Genomic DNA, 18,270 nt, shown 5'->3' with positions numbered 1-18,270 from the left:
AGAGGTTTTAGGCATCCTCAGTCCACCTCCTGTAGGCCGGATAAGCGAAGCGCCATCCGGCGCTCTGCGGCACATTGCCGGATGGCGCTTCGCTTATCCGGCCTACAACGGAAAGGTGGCGCAGCATCTGGAGGAAGGAAATGCGCCCCTTTTCACGGCGAAAAGGGGCGAGGCAGATTAGTGAGACGCGCTCGCCGCATGCTGGCGATGACGGCTCACAAAGCCGAGGATAAGACACATCACAAACACCACGGCGTACAGACCATTTGCCGTTGTCAGCGCCGCCAGAGGGCCGCTATGGGCAACGATAGGGCCGGTGACCACGAAGGTCAGCATGGTGCCGATGGTGCCGCAGGTCAGGACAAAGTTAACCAGTTTTGGTGAGGCGATTTTAGTTTGCAGCGAACCCAGTGTAATGATGGAGGTATAGATAGCGCTGGAGAAGAAGCCCAGAGTCAGGATGAACCAGACCAGATGCTGCGGCTCGCCGTGGTTGAACAGGTACATCATCACGGTCGCGATACCGGCCAGAACGGTCAGAATACGCTGCAGGTCGAAGAAGCGCAGAATAAAGCTGAAGGCCCACATACCGAACATATAGGACATCCAGAAATCGCTGACCAGCTGGCCCGCGTCGTTCAGGCTCATGCCCAGACCTTTAGCGTATTCCGGTACCCAGGAGATGAAGCCCAGCTGGCCGAGGATGTAGCACAGTGCAGCGATGGACAGGAACAGCACGCCGATGCCCCATTTTTCTTTCACTACCGGCTGGTCGCTGGTTTGCGCTTTTTTACCCAGAACCGGGAATTCACAGCCGAGGGTCAGTACGAAGATAGCAACATAGATGAGGCCGATGCAGGCGTAAACCCAGTACCACTCAATGGTACGTGCCAGCAGCCAGGCGGCGAGCATCGGGAAGATCATCCCGGCCATGCTGAAGAAGGAGTCGGTAAACAGCAGACGCGCGCCGCGCTGGCGACCTTCATACATATGGGTGATCAGGAAGGTACCAATCGACATGGTGATCCCGCTGACCAGGCCAAGCACGAACATTGCCGCAGAGAACAGCGCCAGGCTATGGCTGGTCATCAGCCCGATAACCGCCAGCACCATCAAAATAAAGCCGAAGCGCAGCTGGGTTTTCAGCGGCACAATTTCCATCAGCCAGGCATTGAGGAAGATAGAGATCAGGATCCCTGCGTTCAGGAAGGTAAAGGTGTTACTCATGCTGGAAACGGGCAGATTAAAGTAATCGGCGATATTTCCCATCACCATCCCGGTGACAATTACCAACGCGCCGGTAAGGGCGTAGGAGAAAAAGCTGATCCATGTGAGCTTGGTACGGTTGCTGTTAGTCATGACTGGCCTGTGAATAGTTGTGTAAAGCGCATTGACTCTGCGCTGAGCGAGCAGATTTTAGTCATTGGCGTGACGTATTAATAGTTTTATTACGCAAGTGCTCTCTTATTACATTTTTCAATGTGATCTAGATCACATAATGAAATCAGCACATTCTTACCCTGATCATTATTAACCGTTTCAGCCGCGTAAACTTTAGTAAAGCACTGGCCTGAGGGGCTATCCCTCTTTAGAATCAAGCCACTTGCTTTCTCTACTGCACCGTTAAAGGAATTCTCATGCTCAAATCCACTCTGGCGGCCATGGCGGCTGTGTTTGCACTCTCTGCGGTTGCGCCTGCGGCGTTAGCGGCGAAAAACGATCCGCACGTGCTGCTGACCACTTCTGCTGGCAACATCGAGTTGCAGCTGGATAGCCAGAAGGCGCCGGTCTCCGTTGAAAACTTCCTGAAATACGTTAATAGCGGCTTTTATAACAACACCACGTTCCACCGCGTGATCCCGGGCTTTATGGTTCAGGGCGGCGGTTTCAACGAACAGATGCAGCAGAAGCAGCCGAATCCACCGATCAAAAACGAAGCTGACAATGGCCTGCGCAACACCCGCGGCACCATTGCAATGGCGCGTACCGCTGACAAGGACAGCGCAACCAGCCAGTTCTTTATCAACGTCGCGGATAACGCCTTCCTGGATCACGGCCAGCGTGACTTTGGCTACGCGGTATTTGGTAAGGTTGTGAAAGGGATGGACGTGGCAGACAAAATTGCCCAGGTGCCGACTCACAACGTTGGGCCGTACCAGAATGTGCCGTCCAAGCCGATTGTGATCCTCTCTGCGAAAGTCCTGCCGTAATCAGTACGGGGCGGCATCTGGCATGAGGCTGCCGCCCCGTCACTAAAGTTGGTAGAATGGCGGCAGATTGAATGACCGGAGCCGCCATGATCCTGCTGATTGATAACTACGATTCCTTTACCTGGAACCTCTACCAGTATTTCTGTGAGCTAGGTACCAGCGTTACGGTCAAACGTAATGATGACATCACCCTTGATGACATCGACGCGCTCTCCCCAGACAAAATCGTGATTTCCCCGGGCCCCTGCACGCCGGATGAAGCCGGTATCTCCCTTGATGCTATTCGCCGCTATGCGGGTAAAACACCGCTGCTGGGCGTCTGCTTGGGCCATCAGGCGATTGCTCAGGCATTCGGTGCGCGAATTGTTCGTGCCGAGAAAGTGATGCACGGCAAAACCTCGCCGATTACCCATCAGCAGCAGGGCGTGTTCCGCGGCCTGAATAATCCACTTACCGTGACACGCTACCATTCACTGCTGATCGATCCCGCAACGTTGCCCGACTGCTTTGAGGTAACGGCCCGCAGCGAAACGGGGGAAATTATGGGTATTCGCCACCGTGAATGGGATCTGGAAGGGGTGCAGTTCCACCCGGAAAGCATTCTCAGCGAGCAGGGCCACGCGCTACTGGCAAACTTCCTCACGCGATAGTAGTTGCCATGACGTGATTTTTTATGCATATTTTGTGGATAAATTCTCACAATCATTGCTTCATCGTTTGCAGAAGGGCATGACATGGAAACCAAACAACCTGCTATTAGCCGCGCGACCTTCGATCAGGTCATTTTGCCAATCTATGCACCGGCGGAATTTATTCCGGTGAAAGGTAAAGGGAGCCGCGTGTGGGATCAGCAAGGCAAAGAGTACGTTGATTTCGCGGGCGGTATCGCGGTGACTGCGTTAGGCCACTGTCATCCGGCACTGGTTGAAGCGCTGAAAACCCAGGGCGAAACGCTGTGGCACACCAGTAACGTTTTCACCAACGAGCCGGCGCTGCGTCTGGGCCAGAAGCTGGTAGACGCGACCTTCGCCGAGCGCGTGGTGTTTATGAACTCCGGGACGGAAGCGAACGAAACGGCTTTTAAGCTGGCGCGCTACTACGCCTCTACCCGTCATAGCCCGTACAAAACTAAAATCATCGCTTTCCATAATGCCTTCCACGGCCGTTCGCTGTTTACCGTCTCCGTTGGCGGGCAGCCGAAGTACTCCGACGGCTTTGGCCCGAAACCCGCCGATATCGTCCACGTACCGTTTAACGACCTGCATGCGGTGGAAGCGGTAATCGATGATCATACCTGCGCCATCGTAGTTGAGCCGATTCAGGGCGAAGGTGGCGTGCTGGCGGCGACCCCTGAGTTCTTACAGGGCCTGCGCGCGCTGTGCGATAAGCATCAGGCGCTGCTGGTATTTGATGAAGTGCAAAGCGGCATGGGGCGTACCGGCTCGCTGTTTGCCTATATGCACTATGGCGTGACGCCAGATATTCTCACCAGCGCCAAAGCGTTGGGCGGTGGCTTCCCGGTGAGCGCGATGCTGACCACCAATGAGATTGCCAGCGCGTTCCACGTCGGCTCACACGGCTCCACCTACGGCGGTAACCCGCTGGCCTGCGCGGTAGCCGGTGCGGCATTCGATATTATCAACACCCCGGAAGTGCTGAACGGCGTGAACGCCAAGCGCGAGCGCTTTGTGCAGCATCTGCAGCACATCAACGCGAAGTACGATGTCTTTAGCGACGTGCGCGGTATGGGTCTGCTGATTGGCGCGGCGCTGAACGAGAAATATAAAGGCCGGGCGCGTGATTTCCTCTACGCAGCGGCGGACGTTGGCGTGATGGTTCTGAACGCAGGGCCGGACGTGATGCGCTTTGCGCCATCGCTGGTGGTGGAAGAGGTGGATATCGACGAAGGGATGCAGCGCTTCGCTCAGGCGGTCGCTAAAATCGTTAGCTAGTCCGTCGTTTTAACCAGCCTCCATGACGGGGGCGCTGCCGCCAGGCCACCGACGAGATGGTGTGCATAGTGCTCAGATGCCCCAGAATACGCTGAAGATGCTGTTCCATGGTGCTTAACGGCCCGTGGGACAGCGCATCCGGCGACTCCATAATATTCACCTCACCGCTGCTTCCCGCTTCATCGTACTCCAGACGCTGCTGACAGCGCTGAAGGGCAACCTCACAGGACTCCAGATACTGCTGCGCAAGGTCCGGCGTCAGCATGTTGTGCTCGCGCGCCAGCGTAGTCATGGCGTTGATGTGCTCGACGATAAACTGACTATGGGTGACCCACAGCTTCATGTCTTCCAGATAGCGCGGGTTGAAGCCCGGCTCCTGCATGGCCTGATTCAGCGTGTTGAAGAGCGTGTTGTGTGCCTGGTTGACGCGCATCCGCTGGTAGGCAAGCTTTGGTGCCTGCGGGTCGGGGCTCAGGATAAGACGAATAGCTTCCTGGTCGGCCTCCAGCGCCGCCTGGGCATTTTGCCGCAGCTGGCCGCTCTGCCACTGCGGCCACAGCCAGATCATGCCGCCAAAGGCAATCAGGCAGCCGATGATGGTATCGATAAAGCGCGCGACGATAAACTGCTCGCCGTTCAGCGTCAGAATTTGCAGGGTATATACCGCGGTGATGGTAAAGCCAACGGTGGCCCAGCCGTAGTGACGACGGATAATCAGGTAGCTCCCCAGCGTGACGATCAGCATGCCCGTTAACGCCAGCCCTTCTGAGGTGTGGAAGTGCAGAACCACGGCGGCAATTACTAACCCCGCCAGCGTACCTGCCGCGCGGTGGAAAATACGTACGCGGGTCGCGCCATAGCCGTTTTGCGTGACCAGTAGCACCGTCATCAGGATCCAGTAAGGCTTTGGCAGATGCAGCGCGGCACCCATCAGGCTGGCGATGCTGAGCATCACGCTGAGCCGGGCGGCATTACGCAGCGCCGGGGATTTCAGCGACAGGTAGTTTTTAAGCGCCGGGAGCAGAGGCAGGCGGCGCTCTTTATCGGCCATCAGGTTGCGCGGGTAGAGTGGGCGCTGGGAGCGCAGCACGCGGGCGATGCGGCTAAAGTGCCAGGCGCAGAACTGGCCGACCGGGTTGTCCGGGTGCTGGTCGGCAATTTTTTCCAGCGCGCCAATCTGCTTATCCATGTTGAAGCGAGTCGGGTAGCGGTGATAAAGGATGTCATCCGCCAGCACGCGCAGACGCGCGGCGACGGTCTGCGCATTCCAGCGGATCACCGCTTCGGCGTGGCTGCGTTCAACCAGCTTTTGCACCTCTTCCGGTTGGTGCAGGCTGACGGAGATGTGCTCCTGTAAATCGAGCCCCACCTGGAAGGCGCGCAGCAGGCGCTTGTAATCGTTATGCTGATTCGCCGCAAGCATGTGCAACTGCTGGTAGCACTGGGAGATCAGATCCACCACTTTTTGCTGGCGAGTCAGCAACGGCGGTAGCGCGGTGCTCGGGTCGGTGTGCTGCGTCAGCAGGCTATATTTCGCTTCACAGTATTCGGCGAGCTGGCGATAGAGCAGGCTCAGCGATTCCCGCAGCGGCTGTTCGCGCCACATCCAGAACCACCACCAGTTAAACAGCCCGTACCACAGCGTGCCTAGCGCGTAGAGCAGCAACGGCTCCCAGATGGGCATATTACCCGCCAGGCTTAGCGTAAAGATGGAGGCAATTAGCGAGGCGGGCAGTAGCCGCCCGTGTAGCGCGCTGATTTCTGCCGTGACGCCAAGTAGCAGCGCCAGCCCGGTGAGAATCAACGGTAAGGGAATATCGTCCGCCAGCAGCAGTTGCACGGCAAGGCTACAGCCGGCAAACAGGCAGCCGCCGATAATCAGGCGCTTAAAGAAGCGTTTATGCGGCGTGTCGAGGCCAGCGATATTGCAGCAGGCGGGCACTAAGGAGAACAGCAAACCTTGCTGGAGGTGGCCGAGAAGCAGCCCGATGGCAACCGGCAGGCATAACACCAGCGTTTGCCGCAGTGCATAGTTGACTTCCGGGTGGTAAATCAGCCTGCGCCACATAGGGGGAAAACAAAAATGGCGTATTGCTTTCACAATACGCCATTTTGGGCCGGATTAGCGGGTACCGTAAACGACAATGGTTTTGCCGTGAGCGGAGATCAGGTTCTGATCTTCCAGCATTTTCAGAATACGGCCCACGGTTTCGCGGGAGCAGCCAACGATCTGACCGATTTCCTGACGGGTGATTTTGATCTGCATACCGTCTGGGTGGGTCATGGCATCAGGCTGTTTTGCCAGGTTCAGCAGGGTCTGTGCGATACGACCGGTAACGTCCAGGAAGGCCAGGTTACCGACTTTTTCGGAAGTGACCTGCAGACGACGCGCCATCTGAGAAGAGAGACGCATCAGAATGTCCGGGTTAACCTGGATCAGCTGACGGAATTTTTTATAAGAGATTTCAGCAACTTCACAAGCGGTTTTTGCTCGTACCCATGCGCTGCGTTCCTGGCCTTCTTCGAACAGGCCCAGCTCGCCGATAAAATCGCCCTGGTTAAGGTAAGAGAGGATCATCTCTTTGCCTTCTTCATCCTTGATGAGTACGGCCACGGAGCCTTTTACGATGTAATACAGCGTCTCTGCTTTTTCACCCTGGTGAATCAGCGTGCTCTTCGATGGGTACTTATGAATATGGCAATGAGACAAGAACCATTCGAGAGTAGGGTCTGTTTGCGGTTTGCCAAGCACCATGCGCGGTTATCCTCTGTTATAAGCTCTTCCCAGCGGCAAAAACATTGCAGCCACTGGTTGCAATAGTATCCTTCCCGTTACCTGGGAAGTCGGCTGTCGAATCAGGTCGCAGCCTGTAATGTGATGTCCTCTGCATACATGCAGTACGTTTATGTATTACCGTAGCATCCCGACTGTTTTAGCATAGCTTTTGCCGTGTGTCTCCTGGTGTCTCGCTTCAGCATGACGCCGATCGCCTTCCATTGCGAGAATTGTTATGTGCGCGTAATCTGAGAAGAAAATTGCAACCTGGGAGTTAAATATTATGCAAGCGCGTGTGAAATGGGTTGAGGGGTTAACCTTCCTCGGTGAGTCAGCTTCAGGCCACCAAATTTTGATGGACGGCAACTCTGGCGATAAAGCGCCAAGCCCAATGGAAGTGGTGCTGATGGCCGCCGGTGGTTGCAGCGCGATTGACGTTGTCTCCATCCTGCAAAAAGGTCGCAATAACGTGACCGACTGCGAAGTGAAGCTCACCTCCGAGCGTCGTGAAGAAGCTCCGCGTCTGTTTACGCACATCAACCTGCACTTTATTGTCACCGGTAAAGAGTTGAAGGATGCTGCGGTATCGCGTGCGGTCGATCTCTCTGCTGAGAAATACTGCTCGGTGGCGCTGATGCTCGAAAAAGCGGTGAACATCACCCACTCTTACGAAGTGATCGAAGGCTGATTACATGCCAGACGTAGCCCGGCCGAACGTAGTGACGCCGGGGCTATTCCCGGAGTCGGTGCTAGCGCACCTCGTCCGGGCTACCTGGCTTGGTCTTGATGCTAGTTTCTGCCTTCCATCAGCCGCTGCACCAGCGGCATCATGATTAATTCCATCGCCAGCCCCATCTTCCCGCCGGGAACGACCAGCGTATTCATATGCGAGATAAATGACCCCTGCAACATGGCCAGTAGCCACGGGTAGTCGATGTGGTCGAGATTACGGAAGTGAATCACCACAAAACTCTCGTCCAGTGACGGAATGCTTTTCGCCGCAAACGGGTTAGAGGTGTCGACCGTCGGCACGCGCTGGAAGTTGATATGGGTGCGGGAGAACTGCGGGGTAATGAAGTTGATATAGTCTTCCATCGACCTCACCACCGAATCCATCACCGCCTCGCGGGAGTGGCCACGCTCGCTGGTGTCGCGGATCATCTTCTGGATCCACTCCAGGTTAACAATCGGTACTACGCCAACCAGCAGGTCAACATGGCGAGCCACGTCGTGCTGCGGGGTGACGACGCCGCCGTGCAACCCTTCATAAAACAGCACATCGGTCGGTTCTGGCAGCGGCTGCCACGGCGTAAATGTGCCGGGCACCTGGTTCCACGGTACGGCTTCGTCGTAGGTATGCAGGTATTTACGCGATTTCCCTTGCCCGTTCAGGCCGTAGTCGCGAAAGGTCTGTTCCAGCAGGCCAAAGTCGTTGGCATCCGGGCCGAAGTAGCTGATATGGCGGCCAAGGTCACGGGCCTTGCGAATCGCCATATCCATTTCAGGGCGGGTATAGCGGTGAAAGCTGTCGCCTTCGACTTCTGCCGCGCGCAGGTTGAGTTGAGCAAAGATTTTACGAAACGCGAGGCTGGTGGTGGTGGTTCCCGCTCCGCTGGAGCCGGTAACGGCAATGACCGGATGTTTGGCTGACATGCGAATAACTCCCTGAACAGACGACAACGGAAGCGGGGTAAAACGCTTCCTGTCGTTAGAGTATAGTTAACCGCGAAATTGGTTACGGGGCATGATGTTGACGGTCTCGTGAAGCTCAGACCAGACCAGCACCGCTTCGCCTGTTTGTAGCTGGTGTTTGACGTCGGCGACCTTTTGCGCAAGTGAACGTTCATATTCACCATAATCAGTGCCTTCGCGCAAGACAAAGCTTTCAATCAGATTATCCAGGGTCTCCGGGTCGATATCCTGCCAGGGAATCATCATGCTTTCGCTCCTAGCCACGGCATCAGCCAGGCGGGGATGCGCTTTTCCAGCCACATTTCCGGGTGGCGCAGGGTGCCGCCAATAAACCCGACGTGGCCGCCGTATTCGGTGAGTTGATAAACGACGTTATCCGGCAGCTCTTCCTGGGCAGGAATAGAGTGATGGTCCATAAACGGATCGTCTTTGGAATGGATGATCAGCGTCGGCTTGGTAATTTTGCTTAAGATAGGCATTGCGCTGCATTGACGGTAGTAATCAATAGCGTCAGCGAAGCCGTGGATCTTCGAGGTGATCGAATCGTCGAATTCACGGATGCGACGCATACTTTTCAACTGACGCAGATCCACCGGCAGCGAGCCAGGGTAGGCTTTGAGCTTACGCGCGGCGTTACCTTTCAACAGGTTCAGCAGATAGCGCTGATAGACCCGTGAGAAGCCTTTATCCATATGGTAGCTGCAGGCTTCCAGCATAAACGGCGCGGAGACAATCACTGCCGCATCGATCGGCACGTCATCACCTTCTTTTGCCAGCAGGCAGGCCAGCATATTGCCGCCAAGCGAGTAGCCGACCGCTGCCGTCGGCGCTTTACCGTATTCACGCTGTAGCCAGTTCAGGAACCAGGTGCCGTCTTCCGTTTCACCTGAGTGATAAATACGGTTCAGGCGGTTCGGCTCGCCGCTGCAACCGCGAAAATGCATCACCACGCCCAGCCAGCCTTGCGCTTTCGCCGCGTTAATCAGGCCATGCGCGTATGGGCTATGCAGGCTGCCCTCCAGGCCATGAAACACCACCAGACGAGGCTTATGCAGCGCACCCGCCGGGTCTTCACTCCACGCTAAATCGACGAAGTCGCCGTCCGGCAGCTCAAGGCGTTGCCAGTGCGGGGTGAATTGCAGTTTGCGACGAAGCAGGCGTGGCAGCATGGTCTGAAGATGACGATTGCTGATACCGCGCATGGGGACGAAGTCCGCGCTGCCTGGGGTGTCGATACTGAGATCGTGGTGGGTTGTTTCAGTCATAACTCGGCGATGTTTACCTGGAATCTGCGCCTACTATACCGTCACTTTGCCATCGTGTTTATGAAAATGAGGCATCGATAGTCGTTTTTATCCCGTCAGGATCTGATCCTAATCACAATTTGTTACTTCAATTATTACTCTCAGGCTAATGATTCTCTCCTACGCTTAATTGATGACTTTCTCGCCAGGGTGCACAATCTTTTCAGTGTTAAGCAATCAAAATGATTAGCTGAATCAGGAGGTTAATAATGTTATCTGGGCAAACACCAGCACGCGTCTGGAACACACGTCGCACCGAAAAACAGCGACGTCTGGCTTCCGTACCGGTGCAGGGTAAGGTTCTGCCGACCGCAGACCTGACCGCAATGCTGGAAAAACTGATCGCGCCGGGTGACCGCGTGGTATTAGAAGGGAATAACCAAAAGCAGGCAGACTTCTTATCTCGCATGCTGGCCGAGGTTAACCCGCAGATTGTGCACGACCTGCACATGATTATGCCGAGCGTCGGCCGCAGCGAGCATCTGGACATCTTCGAAAAAGGGATCGCCCGCAAGCTGGACTTCTCCTTCTCCGGTACCCAGAGCCTGCGTATTTCGCAGCTGCTGGAAGATGGCCTGCTGGAAATCGGCGCCATCCATACCTACATCGAACTCTATTCCCGTCTCTACGTTGACCTGTCGCCGAACGTGGCGCTGATTGCCGGTTTTAAAGCTGACCGCAAAGGTAACCTCTATACCGGAGCGAGCACCGAAGATACTCCAGCGCTGGTTGAAGCCGCCGCGTTCCACGACGGCATCGTCATCGCACAGGTGAACGAGCTGGTGGACGATGAGTGTGACCTGCCGCGCGTCGATATCCCTGGCTCCTGGGTTGACTTCGTTGTCGTAGCCGACAAGCCGTTCTTTATCGAACCGCTGTTTACCCGCGACCCGCGCCTCATCAAACAGGAACACATCCTGATGGCGATGATGGCGATTAAAGGCATCTACGCGGAACATCAGGTTCAGTCGCTGAACCACGGTATCGGCTTTAACACCGCGGCGATTGAACTGCTGCTGCCAACCTACGGCGAACAGCTCGGCCTGAAAGGCAAAATCTGTAAACACTGGACGCTGAACCCGCATCCAACGCTAATCCCAGCGATTGAGAGCGGCTGGGTAGAAAGCGTGCACTGCTTCGGCGGTGAGCTGGGGATGGAAGAGTACATCCGCGCTCGTCCAGACATCTTCTTTACCGGTTCCGACGGCTCGATGCGTTCTAACCGCGCCTTCTGCCAGCTGGCAGGTCAGTACGCGGTGGATATGTTTATCGGCTCTACCCTGCAGGTTGATGGCTACGCCAACTCCTCTACCGTGACCCGCGGCCGTCTTTCCGGCTTCGGCGGCGCGCCAAACATGGGCCATGACCCACACGGTCGTCGTCATGCAACGCCTGCCTGGCTGAACATGATCACCGAACCAGACCCAATGCAGCGCGGTAAAAAACTGGTGGTGCAGATGGTCGAAACCTTCCAGGCGGGTGTGAAACCAACCTTCGTTGAAAAACTGGACGCGGTTGACGTTGCGAAAGCCTCCGGCATGCCGCTGGCACCGGTAATGATCTATGGCGACGACGTGACGCACGTGCTGACAGAAGAAGGTATCGCCTACCTCTATCGCGCGAAAGATCTTGAAGAGCGTCGGGCGATGGTGGCTGCGGTCGCGGGTATCACCGATATCGGCCTGGGCGTTGACGCTAAACGCGTTGCCGAACTGCGTCAGAGCGGCAAGGTGGTCTATCCGGAAGATATGGGCATTCGTCGTACCGATGCCACCCGTTCGCTGCTGGCGGCCGGTAGCGTCGCTGACCTGGTGGAATGGTCCGGCGGTCTTTACAACCCACCTGCGAAATTCCGGAGCTGGTAATGAAACTTCTGCCCCAGATTCAGGTTGAAGGCGGTGCCGAATGGCTGGCGCGAACCGCCACGCAGTGTCTGATTGACGAAGCACGATTAAGCCCGAAACCCGGTCTGGTGGACAGTCGGGGGAACGGCGCGCACCACGATTTATCGTTGGCGCTGATGGAGCGCTCCGCGCACAGCCTGACCTCCACGTTTCAGGCGCTGGCGCAACAAAGCTGGCAGCGTCCAGCGGATATTGCGCTCAGACAAACCATAGGGCGACTCGGCCGTGAGGGCGAGCAGCAGATGATGGCCGCGACCCACGGCGTGAATACCCACCGCGGCGCGATTTGGGCGCTGGGGTTGCTGGTGAGCGCCGTCGCGATGCACGGCGGTACCGGTGGCGCGCAGCAAATAGCCGCCACCGCCGCGGAGCTGGCGAAGCTGCCGGACGATGCGGCGCCGAAAGTCTTCAGTAAGGGGCTTCGCGCCACACACCGTTACCGCGTACCGGGCGCTCGCGAAGAAGCCCAGCAGGCGTTTCCGCACGTGATGCAGCGTGCGCTGCCGCAGCTGCGTTTAAGCCGCCTGCACGGCAGTAGCGAAACGCACGCGAGGCTGGATGCGCTGATGGCCATCATGACCTCGCTGACCGATACCTGCGTGCTGTCTCGTGCAGGGCTGGAAGGGCTTGATGCCATGCAGGACGGTGCCCGTGCGGTGCTGAATGCTGGCGGTAGTGCTCATCCGGCGGGTCAGGCGGCATTAGCGGAACTCGATAGCCAGATGCTGGCGCTGAACGCTTCACCGGGCGGCGCCGCTGACCTGCTTGCCGCCACGCTGTTTCTCGATCGCGTCGAATCGCCTTATTTAAAGCATTAAGAGGATGTTATGGAACACATTACGTTAACCGTACCGGCCAGCCGCACCTTAAGCGGCAAAGCGCTGGCAGGCGTTGTGGGCTCCGGGGATATGGAGGTGTTATTCACCGCCGACCAGAGCCAGACGTTAACCATTGATATCACCACTTCTGTCGATAACAGCACCAGCCGTTGGGAAGCGCTGTTCAACCGTCTGCAAACGGTCAGCAACCTGCCGGCTGGCAAACTGACTATCCACGACTTCGGCGCGACGCCGGGCGTGGCGCGCATCCGTATCGAACAGGTTTTTGAAGAGGTGAGCTATGCGTGATGACCGCAGTTTTATCGAATTAAAAGCACGCCAGCGTGCGCATGCGCTGCTGGATGAAGGCAGCTACCGTGAACTTCTCGACCCGTTTGAAGGCGTGATGTCTCCATGGCTGGGCGCGCAGGGCATTGTCCCGCAGGCCGATGACGGCATGGTGGTAGCCAAAGGCACTATCAATGGCAAACCGGCCGTTGTTGTGGCGATTGAAGGCGCATTCCAGGGCGGCAGTATGGGCGAAGTGTCCGGTGCAAAAATGGCGGCGGCGCTGGAGCTGGCGGCGGAAGATAACCGTAACGGCATCCCAACGCAGGCGGTACTGAGCCTGGAAACCGGCGGCGTGCGTTTACAGGAAGCCAACCTCGGCCTGGCGGCGATTGCCGACATTCACGCGGCGATTGTTGACCTGCGTCGTTATACCCCGGTGGTCGGCATTGTGGCCGGTACCGTGGGCTGCTTCGGTGGGATGTCTATCGCCGCGGCGCTGTGTAGCTATCTGATTGTGACCCGCGAAGCGCGTCTCGGCCTGAACGGCCCGCAGGTAATCGAACAGGAAGCCGGGATTGAAGAGTATGACTCCCGCGACCGTCCGTTTATCTGGAGCATGACCGGCGGTGAAGTTCGTTACCAAAGCGGGCTGGTTGAAGCGTTGGTGAACGACGGCGTGAACGCGGTGAAAGCCGCCATGAACGAGGCGCTGGCAAAAGGCGTTCCGGCAAAACATCGCACCGATAACTACGACTGGTATCTCGATCGTCTGAGCCATTTCGACACCCGTAAACAGGCCGATTCAGAACAGATTAAAGCGCTCTTCGCCCGGGAGGTGAAATGATGAGTAACGTAATTAGCCGTGGCGAATTATGGCTGGAAACGTTGGTTCCAGGTGCCAAACGTATTGCTGGGCTGTGCCCGTCCGTACAGGCTGCTGATGGCGAACTGAACGGCGAAACCGTGCGTTTTATTGCCGTTGTTCCGGATGCCCATAACCACTACCCGCGCGCCACCAAAGGCGAAGTGGGTCTGCTGGAAGGCTGGACGTTGGCAAAAGTGGTGAGCGAAACCGTCGCCGCCGATGCCAACAGCGCCGTGAAACGCCCGATTGTGGCGGTGATTGACGTCGCCAGCCAGGCCTATGGTCGTCGTGAAGAAGGTTTTGGTATTCACCAGGCGCTGGCCGGTGCCGCAGCGGCGTATGCCAATGCGCGTCTGGCAGGTCATCCGGTGATTGGCCTTATCGTCGGTAAAGCGATGTCCGGTGCGTTTCTGGCGCACGGCTACCAGGCAAACCGCCTGATCGCGTTTAACGACAAAGGCGTACTGATCCACGCGATGGGCAAAGAGTCCGCGGCGCGCATTACCCTGCGTACCGTTGAAGCGCTGGAAAAACTGGCGGCAACCATTCCGCCGATGGCGTATGACATCAGCAACTACGCCACCCTGGGGCTGCTGGAAAATCTGCTGGATATCAGCAACCCGGATGCTCCATCTGCACAAGATCTGGCGCTGGTGAAAAACACCCTGCAACAGGCCATCAACGACGCTCGTCAGGACCCGACGCTGAAAAGCCGTCTGGGTGCCGACAATCGCCGCAGCTCTGCCCTCGTACGCGAACGCATGCGAGCAAGCTGGTAAGTAAAAAAAGAGACCTGCCGGATGTACGGCTCCGCGGGTGCAGTGACTGCACCCGCGCGGGTTGATGCATCTGAAAAATAATAATCATCGCGTCAGTGCTACTTCTTTTTAGATTACAGGTGAAATATGACTTACGTAATTGTTCATGCTCTTGCTCCGATTTTCGTCATCATGCTGCTGGGATTCTGGGCCGGTAAGGCCAAAATGGTCGACAATAAAAACGTCTCCCTGCTCAATATCTTCGTGATGGACTTTGCTTTACCCGCTGCGCTGTTTAGCGCGACCGTACAAACCCCATGGGCCGGTATCGTGGCTCAGTCGCCGCTGATTGTGGTGCTGACGCTGGCGATGTGGATTACCTACGCCGCCATCTACTTTATGGCGACCAAAGTCTTCAAAAAATCCCCGCAGGATGCCGCCGTGCTGACCCTGACCGTGGCGCTGCCAAACTACGCCGCGCTGGGCCTGCCGATTCTTGGCAGCGTGCTGGGTGAAACGTCTTCGACTTCGCTGTCCGTTGCGGTTTCCATTGCCTGCGGTTCCGTACTGATGACGCCGTTCTGCCTGCTGATCCTCGAACGTGAAAAAGCGCGCGCTGAAGGCGGTAACACCGGTTCTACGCTCTCCATGCTGCCGGTACTGATGTGGCGTTCGATTAAAAAACCTATCGTAATGGGCCCGCTGCTGGGGGTTATCCTCTCCGCGATTGGCATCAAAATGCCGGAACTGGTGCTGGCGGCGATCAAACCGCTGGGTCTGTCTGCTACCGCAGCAGCGCTGTTCCTGACCGGTGTGATCCTCTCTGCGCGTAAACTGCAGATCAACACCGTGGTCATTACCTCGACCATCGCCAAGCTGCTGATTCAACCGGCTATTGCCTGGGGTATCGTACTGATTTTCGGCCTGCATGGTTCCGTGGCGATCACCGCTATCCTGATGATTGCGCTGTCCGCTGGTTTCTTCGGTGTGGTATTCGGTAACCGCTTTGGCGTGCAGTCGCCGGATGCAGAAGCCGTGCTGCTGTTGAGCTCCGTACTGTGTATCCTGTCGCTGCCGCTGTTTATCTCGCTGACTTCAGGAATCTAAATCATGAGCACAACATTACGTCCACACGACCTTATCTGGCTGAATGCGCGCGACGCGCTTGAAGATGTCACGGAATCCTGGGTGGATACCGTCTGGCATAGCGGCCTGCCGGTGGTGGTGCGACGTGATGTTGATGCGCAGGGGCGCATTCCCGTGGGCATCCGCGGGATGAAGCGCGAGCAGCGCGCCGCCGGTTGGGTGAAGGCAGAAGCGGTTGTTCGCGTCTGCACGCCGGAATCGCTGGTGGACCCGCTGTCGTTGCTGCGCTCGCCCTTTATCTCTCAGCCACCGCTTCAGATGGCTTTGTTATTGGCGCAGCAGGCGTGGCCGTGGACGTGGGGCATTACCGGCAGTACCGGCTATGCGCTGGCAACCGGGATCCCGGTTATCCACGCGGCAAGCGATTTGGACCTGCTGCTCCGCGCGCCGCAGCCGCTCTCCCGAGAAGCGCTGGAGAAGTGGCAGCAGCAGCTGGCGGGCGGGCTGTGCCGGGCAGATACCCAGGTGGATACCCAACGCGGCGGCTTTGCCCTCAATGAATGGCTGCGCGATGGAAAAGCATTACTGAAAACCTCGCAGGGGCCGCAGTTGGTTCGCGATCCGTGGGGCAGGGAGGAGTCATGAAAATTCTGTTTACCTTCCCGGGGCAGGGGACGCAGCACGAAGGTATGCTGCAAAACCTTCCGGGGACGGAGTTCGCTCAGGCTCGTGAAGTGCTGGGCGCTGAGGTTGATACGCTTGATACCCCTGAAGCGCTCAAGCATACCCGAGCCGTTCAGCTGTCTCTGCTGATTGCCGGCGTTGCGTGGGCGCGTGAGCTGGAACGTCGTGGCGTGGCACCCGATATCGTCAGCGGGCTGTCCATTGGCGCCTACCCGGCGGCGGTGGTTGCCGGCGCGCTCGATTTTGCCGACGCGCTGACGCTGGTGGCGCTGCGCGGTGACTTAATGGAGCAAGCCTATCCGCACGGCTACGGCCTGACGGCGATTATGGGGCTGACCCTCGCTCAGGTGGAAAGTCTGGTGGCGGGCAGCGGGACGTATATCGCTAACCTGAATGCCGAAACGCAGATTGTGATTGCCGGGCCCGATGACGCGATGGCCGAGGTGGCGAAGCGCGCGATGGCCAAAGGCGCCAGTAAAGCGCCTCGGCTGGCGGTGAGCGTGCCGTCGCACTGTGAGCTATTGGCAGAGCCCGCGCAAAAGCTGGTTGAGGCGTTCAGCCGTGTAACGCTTTCCCGCCCGCGCTACGCTTACCTGAGCGGTAGCACCGGGCGCGTGCTGTGGCAGCCTGAGCGGATTGCTGACGATCTGGCGATGAATATGGCGCGTACGGTGCGCTGGCAGGAGGCGGTTATCTCCGCTAACGAACGTGAAGCACGGCTGGCGATTGAAATGCCGCCCGGTGGCATCCTGACCTGCTTAACGCGGCAGGCGGCGTGGGAAGGGGAGTCAATTTCTCTGGAGCGCAGCGGCGTGGATGTGGCCGTGCACCTGGCGAAACGCCTGCGGGCGTAGCAAGAAGTGCCCGATGGCGCTGCGCTTATCGGGCCTACGGATCGCACTAGTGTAGCCCGGCCGAGCGAAGCGACGCCGGGAGTTCTCCGGATTGTAGGCCGGATAAGACGCAGAGCGTCGCCATCCGGCAATCAGGCATTCTGGTTCTGGGTCAGCGTCCTTGCATACATGCGCCCTTCGGCGGCCAGCGCCAGCAGGCTTGGGTCGCGCTCGCGATTGCGGGCAAAGACAATCGCGATAAGCTGCTGCATCTGATAGGGCTCAGCAAGCTTTTGCAGCTTCACGGTATTCTCATACATCTTCTTCATTCGCCCCGGCATCAAACAGAAACCTACTCCTGCCTGTACCAGACTGAGCATCGAGAAGATGTCGTTTACGCGAGTCACGATTTCCGGCTCAAACCCGGCGATATGAAACGCCTCCTGGAAACCGGCGTAGGTGGCAAACCCTTCTGCCAGCGAGACAAACTTCTCGTTACGATAGTGGCGCAGGTCCGCCTTCATAGTGGCGTCTAGCGTGGCGGACATCGGTGCGGCGAGATAGATATCGTCGTGGAACAGGGGGAGTACTTCGAGGCTGTTACGGTCGATTTCGCTTTCGGAAATGGAGATGAGGATGGCGTCCAGCACGCCGTCTTCCAGCATCTTCAGCAGCGCTTCGTTGGAGCCCATGGTGAGATCCAGTTCCAGGTCCGGGCGGCGCAGCTTCATGCCCATAATCAAGTGCGGCACCGTCTCCAGCGTCAGCGAGTAAAGCGTACCGACGCGTAAACGGCCCTGGCCGACGCCTGCCGTTTTGCGCGTCTCTTCCAGACCGCGCTCCATCAACTGGCTGACTTCCTGGCAGTACTCCAGCAGCGTCCATGCCGCGGGCTGGGCGATAAGATTACGCCCTTTGTGCACGAACAGCGGACAACGAACGTTCTCTTCCAGCGTGTGCAGCGCCCGGTGCACGCTGACGCCGCTGATGTTCAGCGCCTCGGCGGTGCGGGCGATATTGCCCTTCTCCATAAAGGTCATGAAGATGGTCAGTTTGCGGAAGGTAATATCGTCGGTGATTGACAGGTTCATCGCCCG

General features: G+C 57.4%; 19 protein-coding genes. 12 read left to right on the top strand and 7 right to left on the bottom strand.

Annotated features, from left to right (window positions below; translation table 11 throughout):
• Positions 1 to 177: 177 nt before the first annotated feature.
• Complete coding sequence (gene tsgA, locus ACLGE8_RS04450) at positions 178 to 1,359, bottom strand: MFS transporter TsgA (RefSeq protein ID WP_410996756.1); 1,182 nt, start codon at positions 1,357 to 1,359, stop codon at positions 178 to 180.
• 278 nt (positions 1,360 to 1,637) lie between these two features.
• On the opposite strand from tsgA, the gene ppiA reads away from it, so the two are divergent.
• The 3 genes from ppiA to ACLGE8_RS04435 all read left to right on the top strand — a co-directional run bounded on the left by ppiA (position 1,638) and on the right by ACLGE8_RS04435 (position 4,162).
• Positions 1,638 to 2,210: a peptidylprolyl isomerase A gene (gene ppiA / locus ACLGE8_RS04445; RefSeq protein ID WP_185668972.1), complete on the top strand. Its 573-nt coding sequence runs from the start codon at positions 1,638 to 1,640 to the stop codon at positions 2,208 to 2,210.
• Between the two features lie 86 nt (positions 2,211 to 2,296).
• Positions 2,297 to 2,860, top strand: coding sequence for an aminodeoxychorismate synthase component 2 (pabA, locus tag ACLGE8_RS04440; RefSeq protein ID WP_410997121.1), 564 nt, complete (start codon positions 2,297 to 2,299; stop codon positions 2,858 to 2,860).
• An 84-nt stretch (positions 2,861 to 2,944) separates the two neighbouring features.
• Positions 2,945 to 4,162 carry an aspartate aminotransferase family protein gene (locus ACLGE8_RS04435; RefSeq protein WP_410996754.1) on the top strand — a complete coding sequence of 406 codons (1,218 nt, stop codon included), beginning with the start codon at positions 2,945 to 2,947 and terminating at the stop codon, positions 4,160 to 4,162.
• Here the strand turns inward: ACLGE8_RS04435 and ACLGE8_RS04430 are convergent.
• The gene (locus ACLGE8_RS04430; RefSeq protein WP_410996752.1) at positions 4,155 to 6,230 is read right to left on the bottom strand and encodes a YccS/YhfK family putative transporter; all 2,076 of its coding nucleotides are present in this window, start codon (positions 6,228 to 6,230) and stop codon (positions 4,155 to 4,157) included. The two genes, ACLGE8_RS04435 and ACLGE8_RS04430, sit on opposite strands and share 8 nt — an antisense overlap.
• A gap of 54 nt (positions 6,231 to 6,284) precedes the next feature.
• Positions 6,285 to 6,917, bottom strand: coding sequence for a cAMP-activated global transcriptional regulator CRP (gene crp / locus ACLGE8_RS04425; RefSeq protein WP_000242758.1), 633 nt, complete (start codon positions 6,915 to 6,917; stop codon positions 6,285 to 6,287).
• Positions 6,918 to 7,221: 304 nt separating this feature from the next.
• Here crp and ACLGE8_RS04420 point away from each other — a divergent pair, with 304 nt between their 5' ends.
• A complete protein-coding gene (locus ACLGE8_RS04420; RefSeq protein WP_333495592.1) occupies positions 7,222 to 7,626 on the top strand; it encodes an OsmC family protein in 405 nt (134 codons plus the stop codon).
• A 101-nt stretch (positions 7,627 to 7,727) separates the two neighbouring features.
• On the opposite strand, the gene ACLGE8_RS04415 is transcribed toward ACLGE8_RS04420, so the two are convergent.
• From ACLGE8_RS04415 to ACLGE8_RS04405, 3 genes are all read right to left on the bottom strand, one after another.
• Positions 7,728 to 8,591 (bottom strand): phosphoribulokinase, encoded by an 864-nt coding sequence (locus ACLGE8_RS04415; protein ID WP_410996743.1) that lies wholly within the window; start codon positions 8,589 to 8,591, stop codon positions 7,728 to 7,730.
• Between the two features lie 66 nt (positions 8,592 to 8,657).
• Positions 8,658 to 8,876 (bottom strand): YheU family protein, encoded by a 219-nt coding sequence (locus ACLGE8_RS04410; protein ID WP_185668968.1) that lies wholly within the window; start codon positions 8,874 to 8,876, stop codon positions 8,658 to 8,660.
• The gene (locus ACLGE8_RS04405; protein ID WP_410996741.1) at positions 8,873 to 9,895 is read right to left on the bottom strand and encodes a hydrolase; all 1,023 of its coding nucleotides are present in this window, start codon (positions 9,893 to 9,895) and stop codon (positions 8,873 to 8,875) included. Before ACLGE8_RS04405 ends, ACLGE8_RS04410 begins: the two co-directional genes overlap by 4 nt.
• Before the next feature lie 248 nt (positions 9,896 to 10,143).
• Between ACLGE8_RS04405 and mdcA the strand changes: the two genes are divergently transcribed.
• The 8 genes from mdcA to mdcH all read left to right on the top strand — a co-directional run bounded on the left by mdcA (position 10,144) and on the right by mdcH (position 17,194).
• Complete coding sequence (mdcA, locus tag ACLGE8_RS04400; protein WP_000948510.1) at positions 10,144 to 11,799, top strand: malonate decarboxylase subunit alpha; 1,656 nt, start codon at positions 10,144 to 10,146, stop codon at positions 11,797 to 11,799.
• Positions 11,799 to 12,656 (top strand): triphosphoribosyl-dephospho-CoA synthase, encoded by an 858-nt coding sequence (locus tag ACLGE8_RS04395; protein ID WP_410996738.1) that lies wholly within the window; start codon positions 11,799 to 11,801, stop codon positions 12,654 to 12,656. Before mdcA ends, ACLGE8_RS04395 begins: the two co-directional genes overlap by 1 nt.
• A 9-nt stretch (positions 12,657 to 12,665) precedes the next feature.
• A complete protein-coding gene (mdcC, locus tag ACLGE8_RS04390; RefSeq protein ID WP_410996736.1) occupies positions 12,666 to 12,965 on the top strand; it encodes a malonate decarboxylase acyl carrier protein in 300 nt (99 codons plus the stop codon).
• Positions 12,958 to 13,791, top strand: a complete 834-nt coding sequence (locus ACLGE8_RS04385) for a biotin-independent malonate decarboxylase subunit beta (RefSeq protein WP_185668963.1) — start codon at positions 12,958 to 12,960, stop codon at positions 13,789 to 13,791. The genes mdcC and ACLGE8_RS04385 overlap by 8 nt, the downstream gene beginning before the upstream one ends.
• Positions 13,791 to 14,591: a biotin-independent malonate decarboxylase subunit gamma gene (mdcE, locus tag ACLGE8_RS04380; protein WP_410997119.1), complete on the top strand. Its 801-nt coding sequence runs from the start codon at positions 13,791 to 13,793 to the stop codon at positions 14,589 to 14,591. Before ACLGE8_RS04385 ends, mdcE begins: the two co-directional genes overlap by 1 nt.
• A 126-nt stretch (positions 14,592 to 14,717) precedes the next feature.
• Positions 14,718 to 15,677, top strand: coding sequence for an AEC family transporter (locus ACLGE8_RS04375; protein ID WP_065356474.1), 960 nt, complete (start codon positions 14,718 to 14,720; stop codon positions 15,675 to 15,677).
• Between the two features lie 3 nt (positions 15,678 to 15,680).
• Positions 15,681 to 16,301 carry a malonate decarboxylase holo-ACP synthase gene (locus ACLGE8_RS04370; protein WP_410996734.1) on the top strand — a complete coding sequence of 207 codons (621 nt, stop codon included), beginning with the start codon at positions 15,681 to 15,683 and terminating at the stop codon, positions 16,299 to 16,301.
• On the top strand, positions 16,298 to 17,194 hold the full coding sequence (gene mdcH / locus ACLGE8_RS04365; RefSeq protein WP_410996732.1) for a malonate decarboxylase subunit epsilon: 897 nt from the start codon (positions 16,298 to 16,300) through the stop codon (positions 17,192 to 17,194). Before ACLGE8_RS04370 ends, mdcH begins: the two co-directional genes overlap by 4 nt.
• A gap of 131 nt (positions 17,195 to 17,325) precedes the next feature.
• Here the strand turns inward: mdcH and ACLGE8_RS04360 are convergent, their stop codons facing one another.
• Positions 17,326 to 18,264, bottom strand: coding sequence for a LysR family transcriptional regulator (locus ACLGE8_RS04360; RefSeq protein WP_410996730.1), 939 nt, complete (start codon positions 18,262 to 18,264; stop codon positions 17,326 to 17,328).
• Positions 18,265 to 18,270: the final 6 nt, after the last annotated feature.

It is taken from the genome of Kluyvera sp. 142486 (assembly GCF_046569695.1).
GTDB lineage: Bacteria > Pseudomonadota > Gammaproteobacteria > Enterobacterales > Enterobacteriaceae > Kluyvera.
The sequence above is the reverse complement of the archived record's forward strand: the minus strand, read 5'-3'. Positions and strand labels throughout refer to the sequence as shown.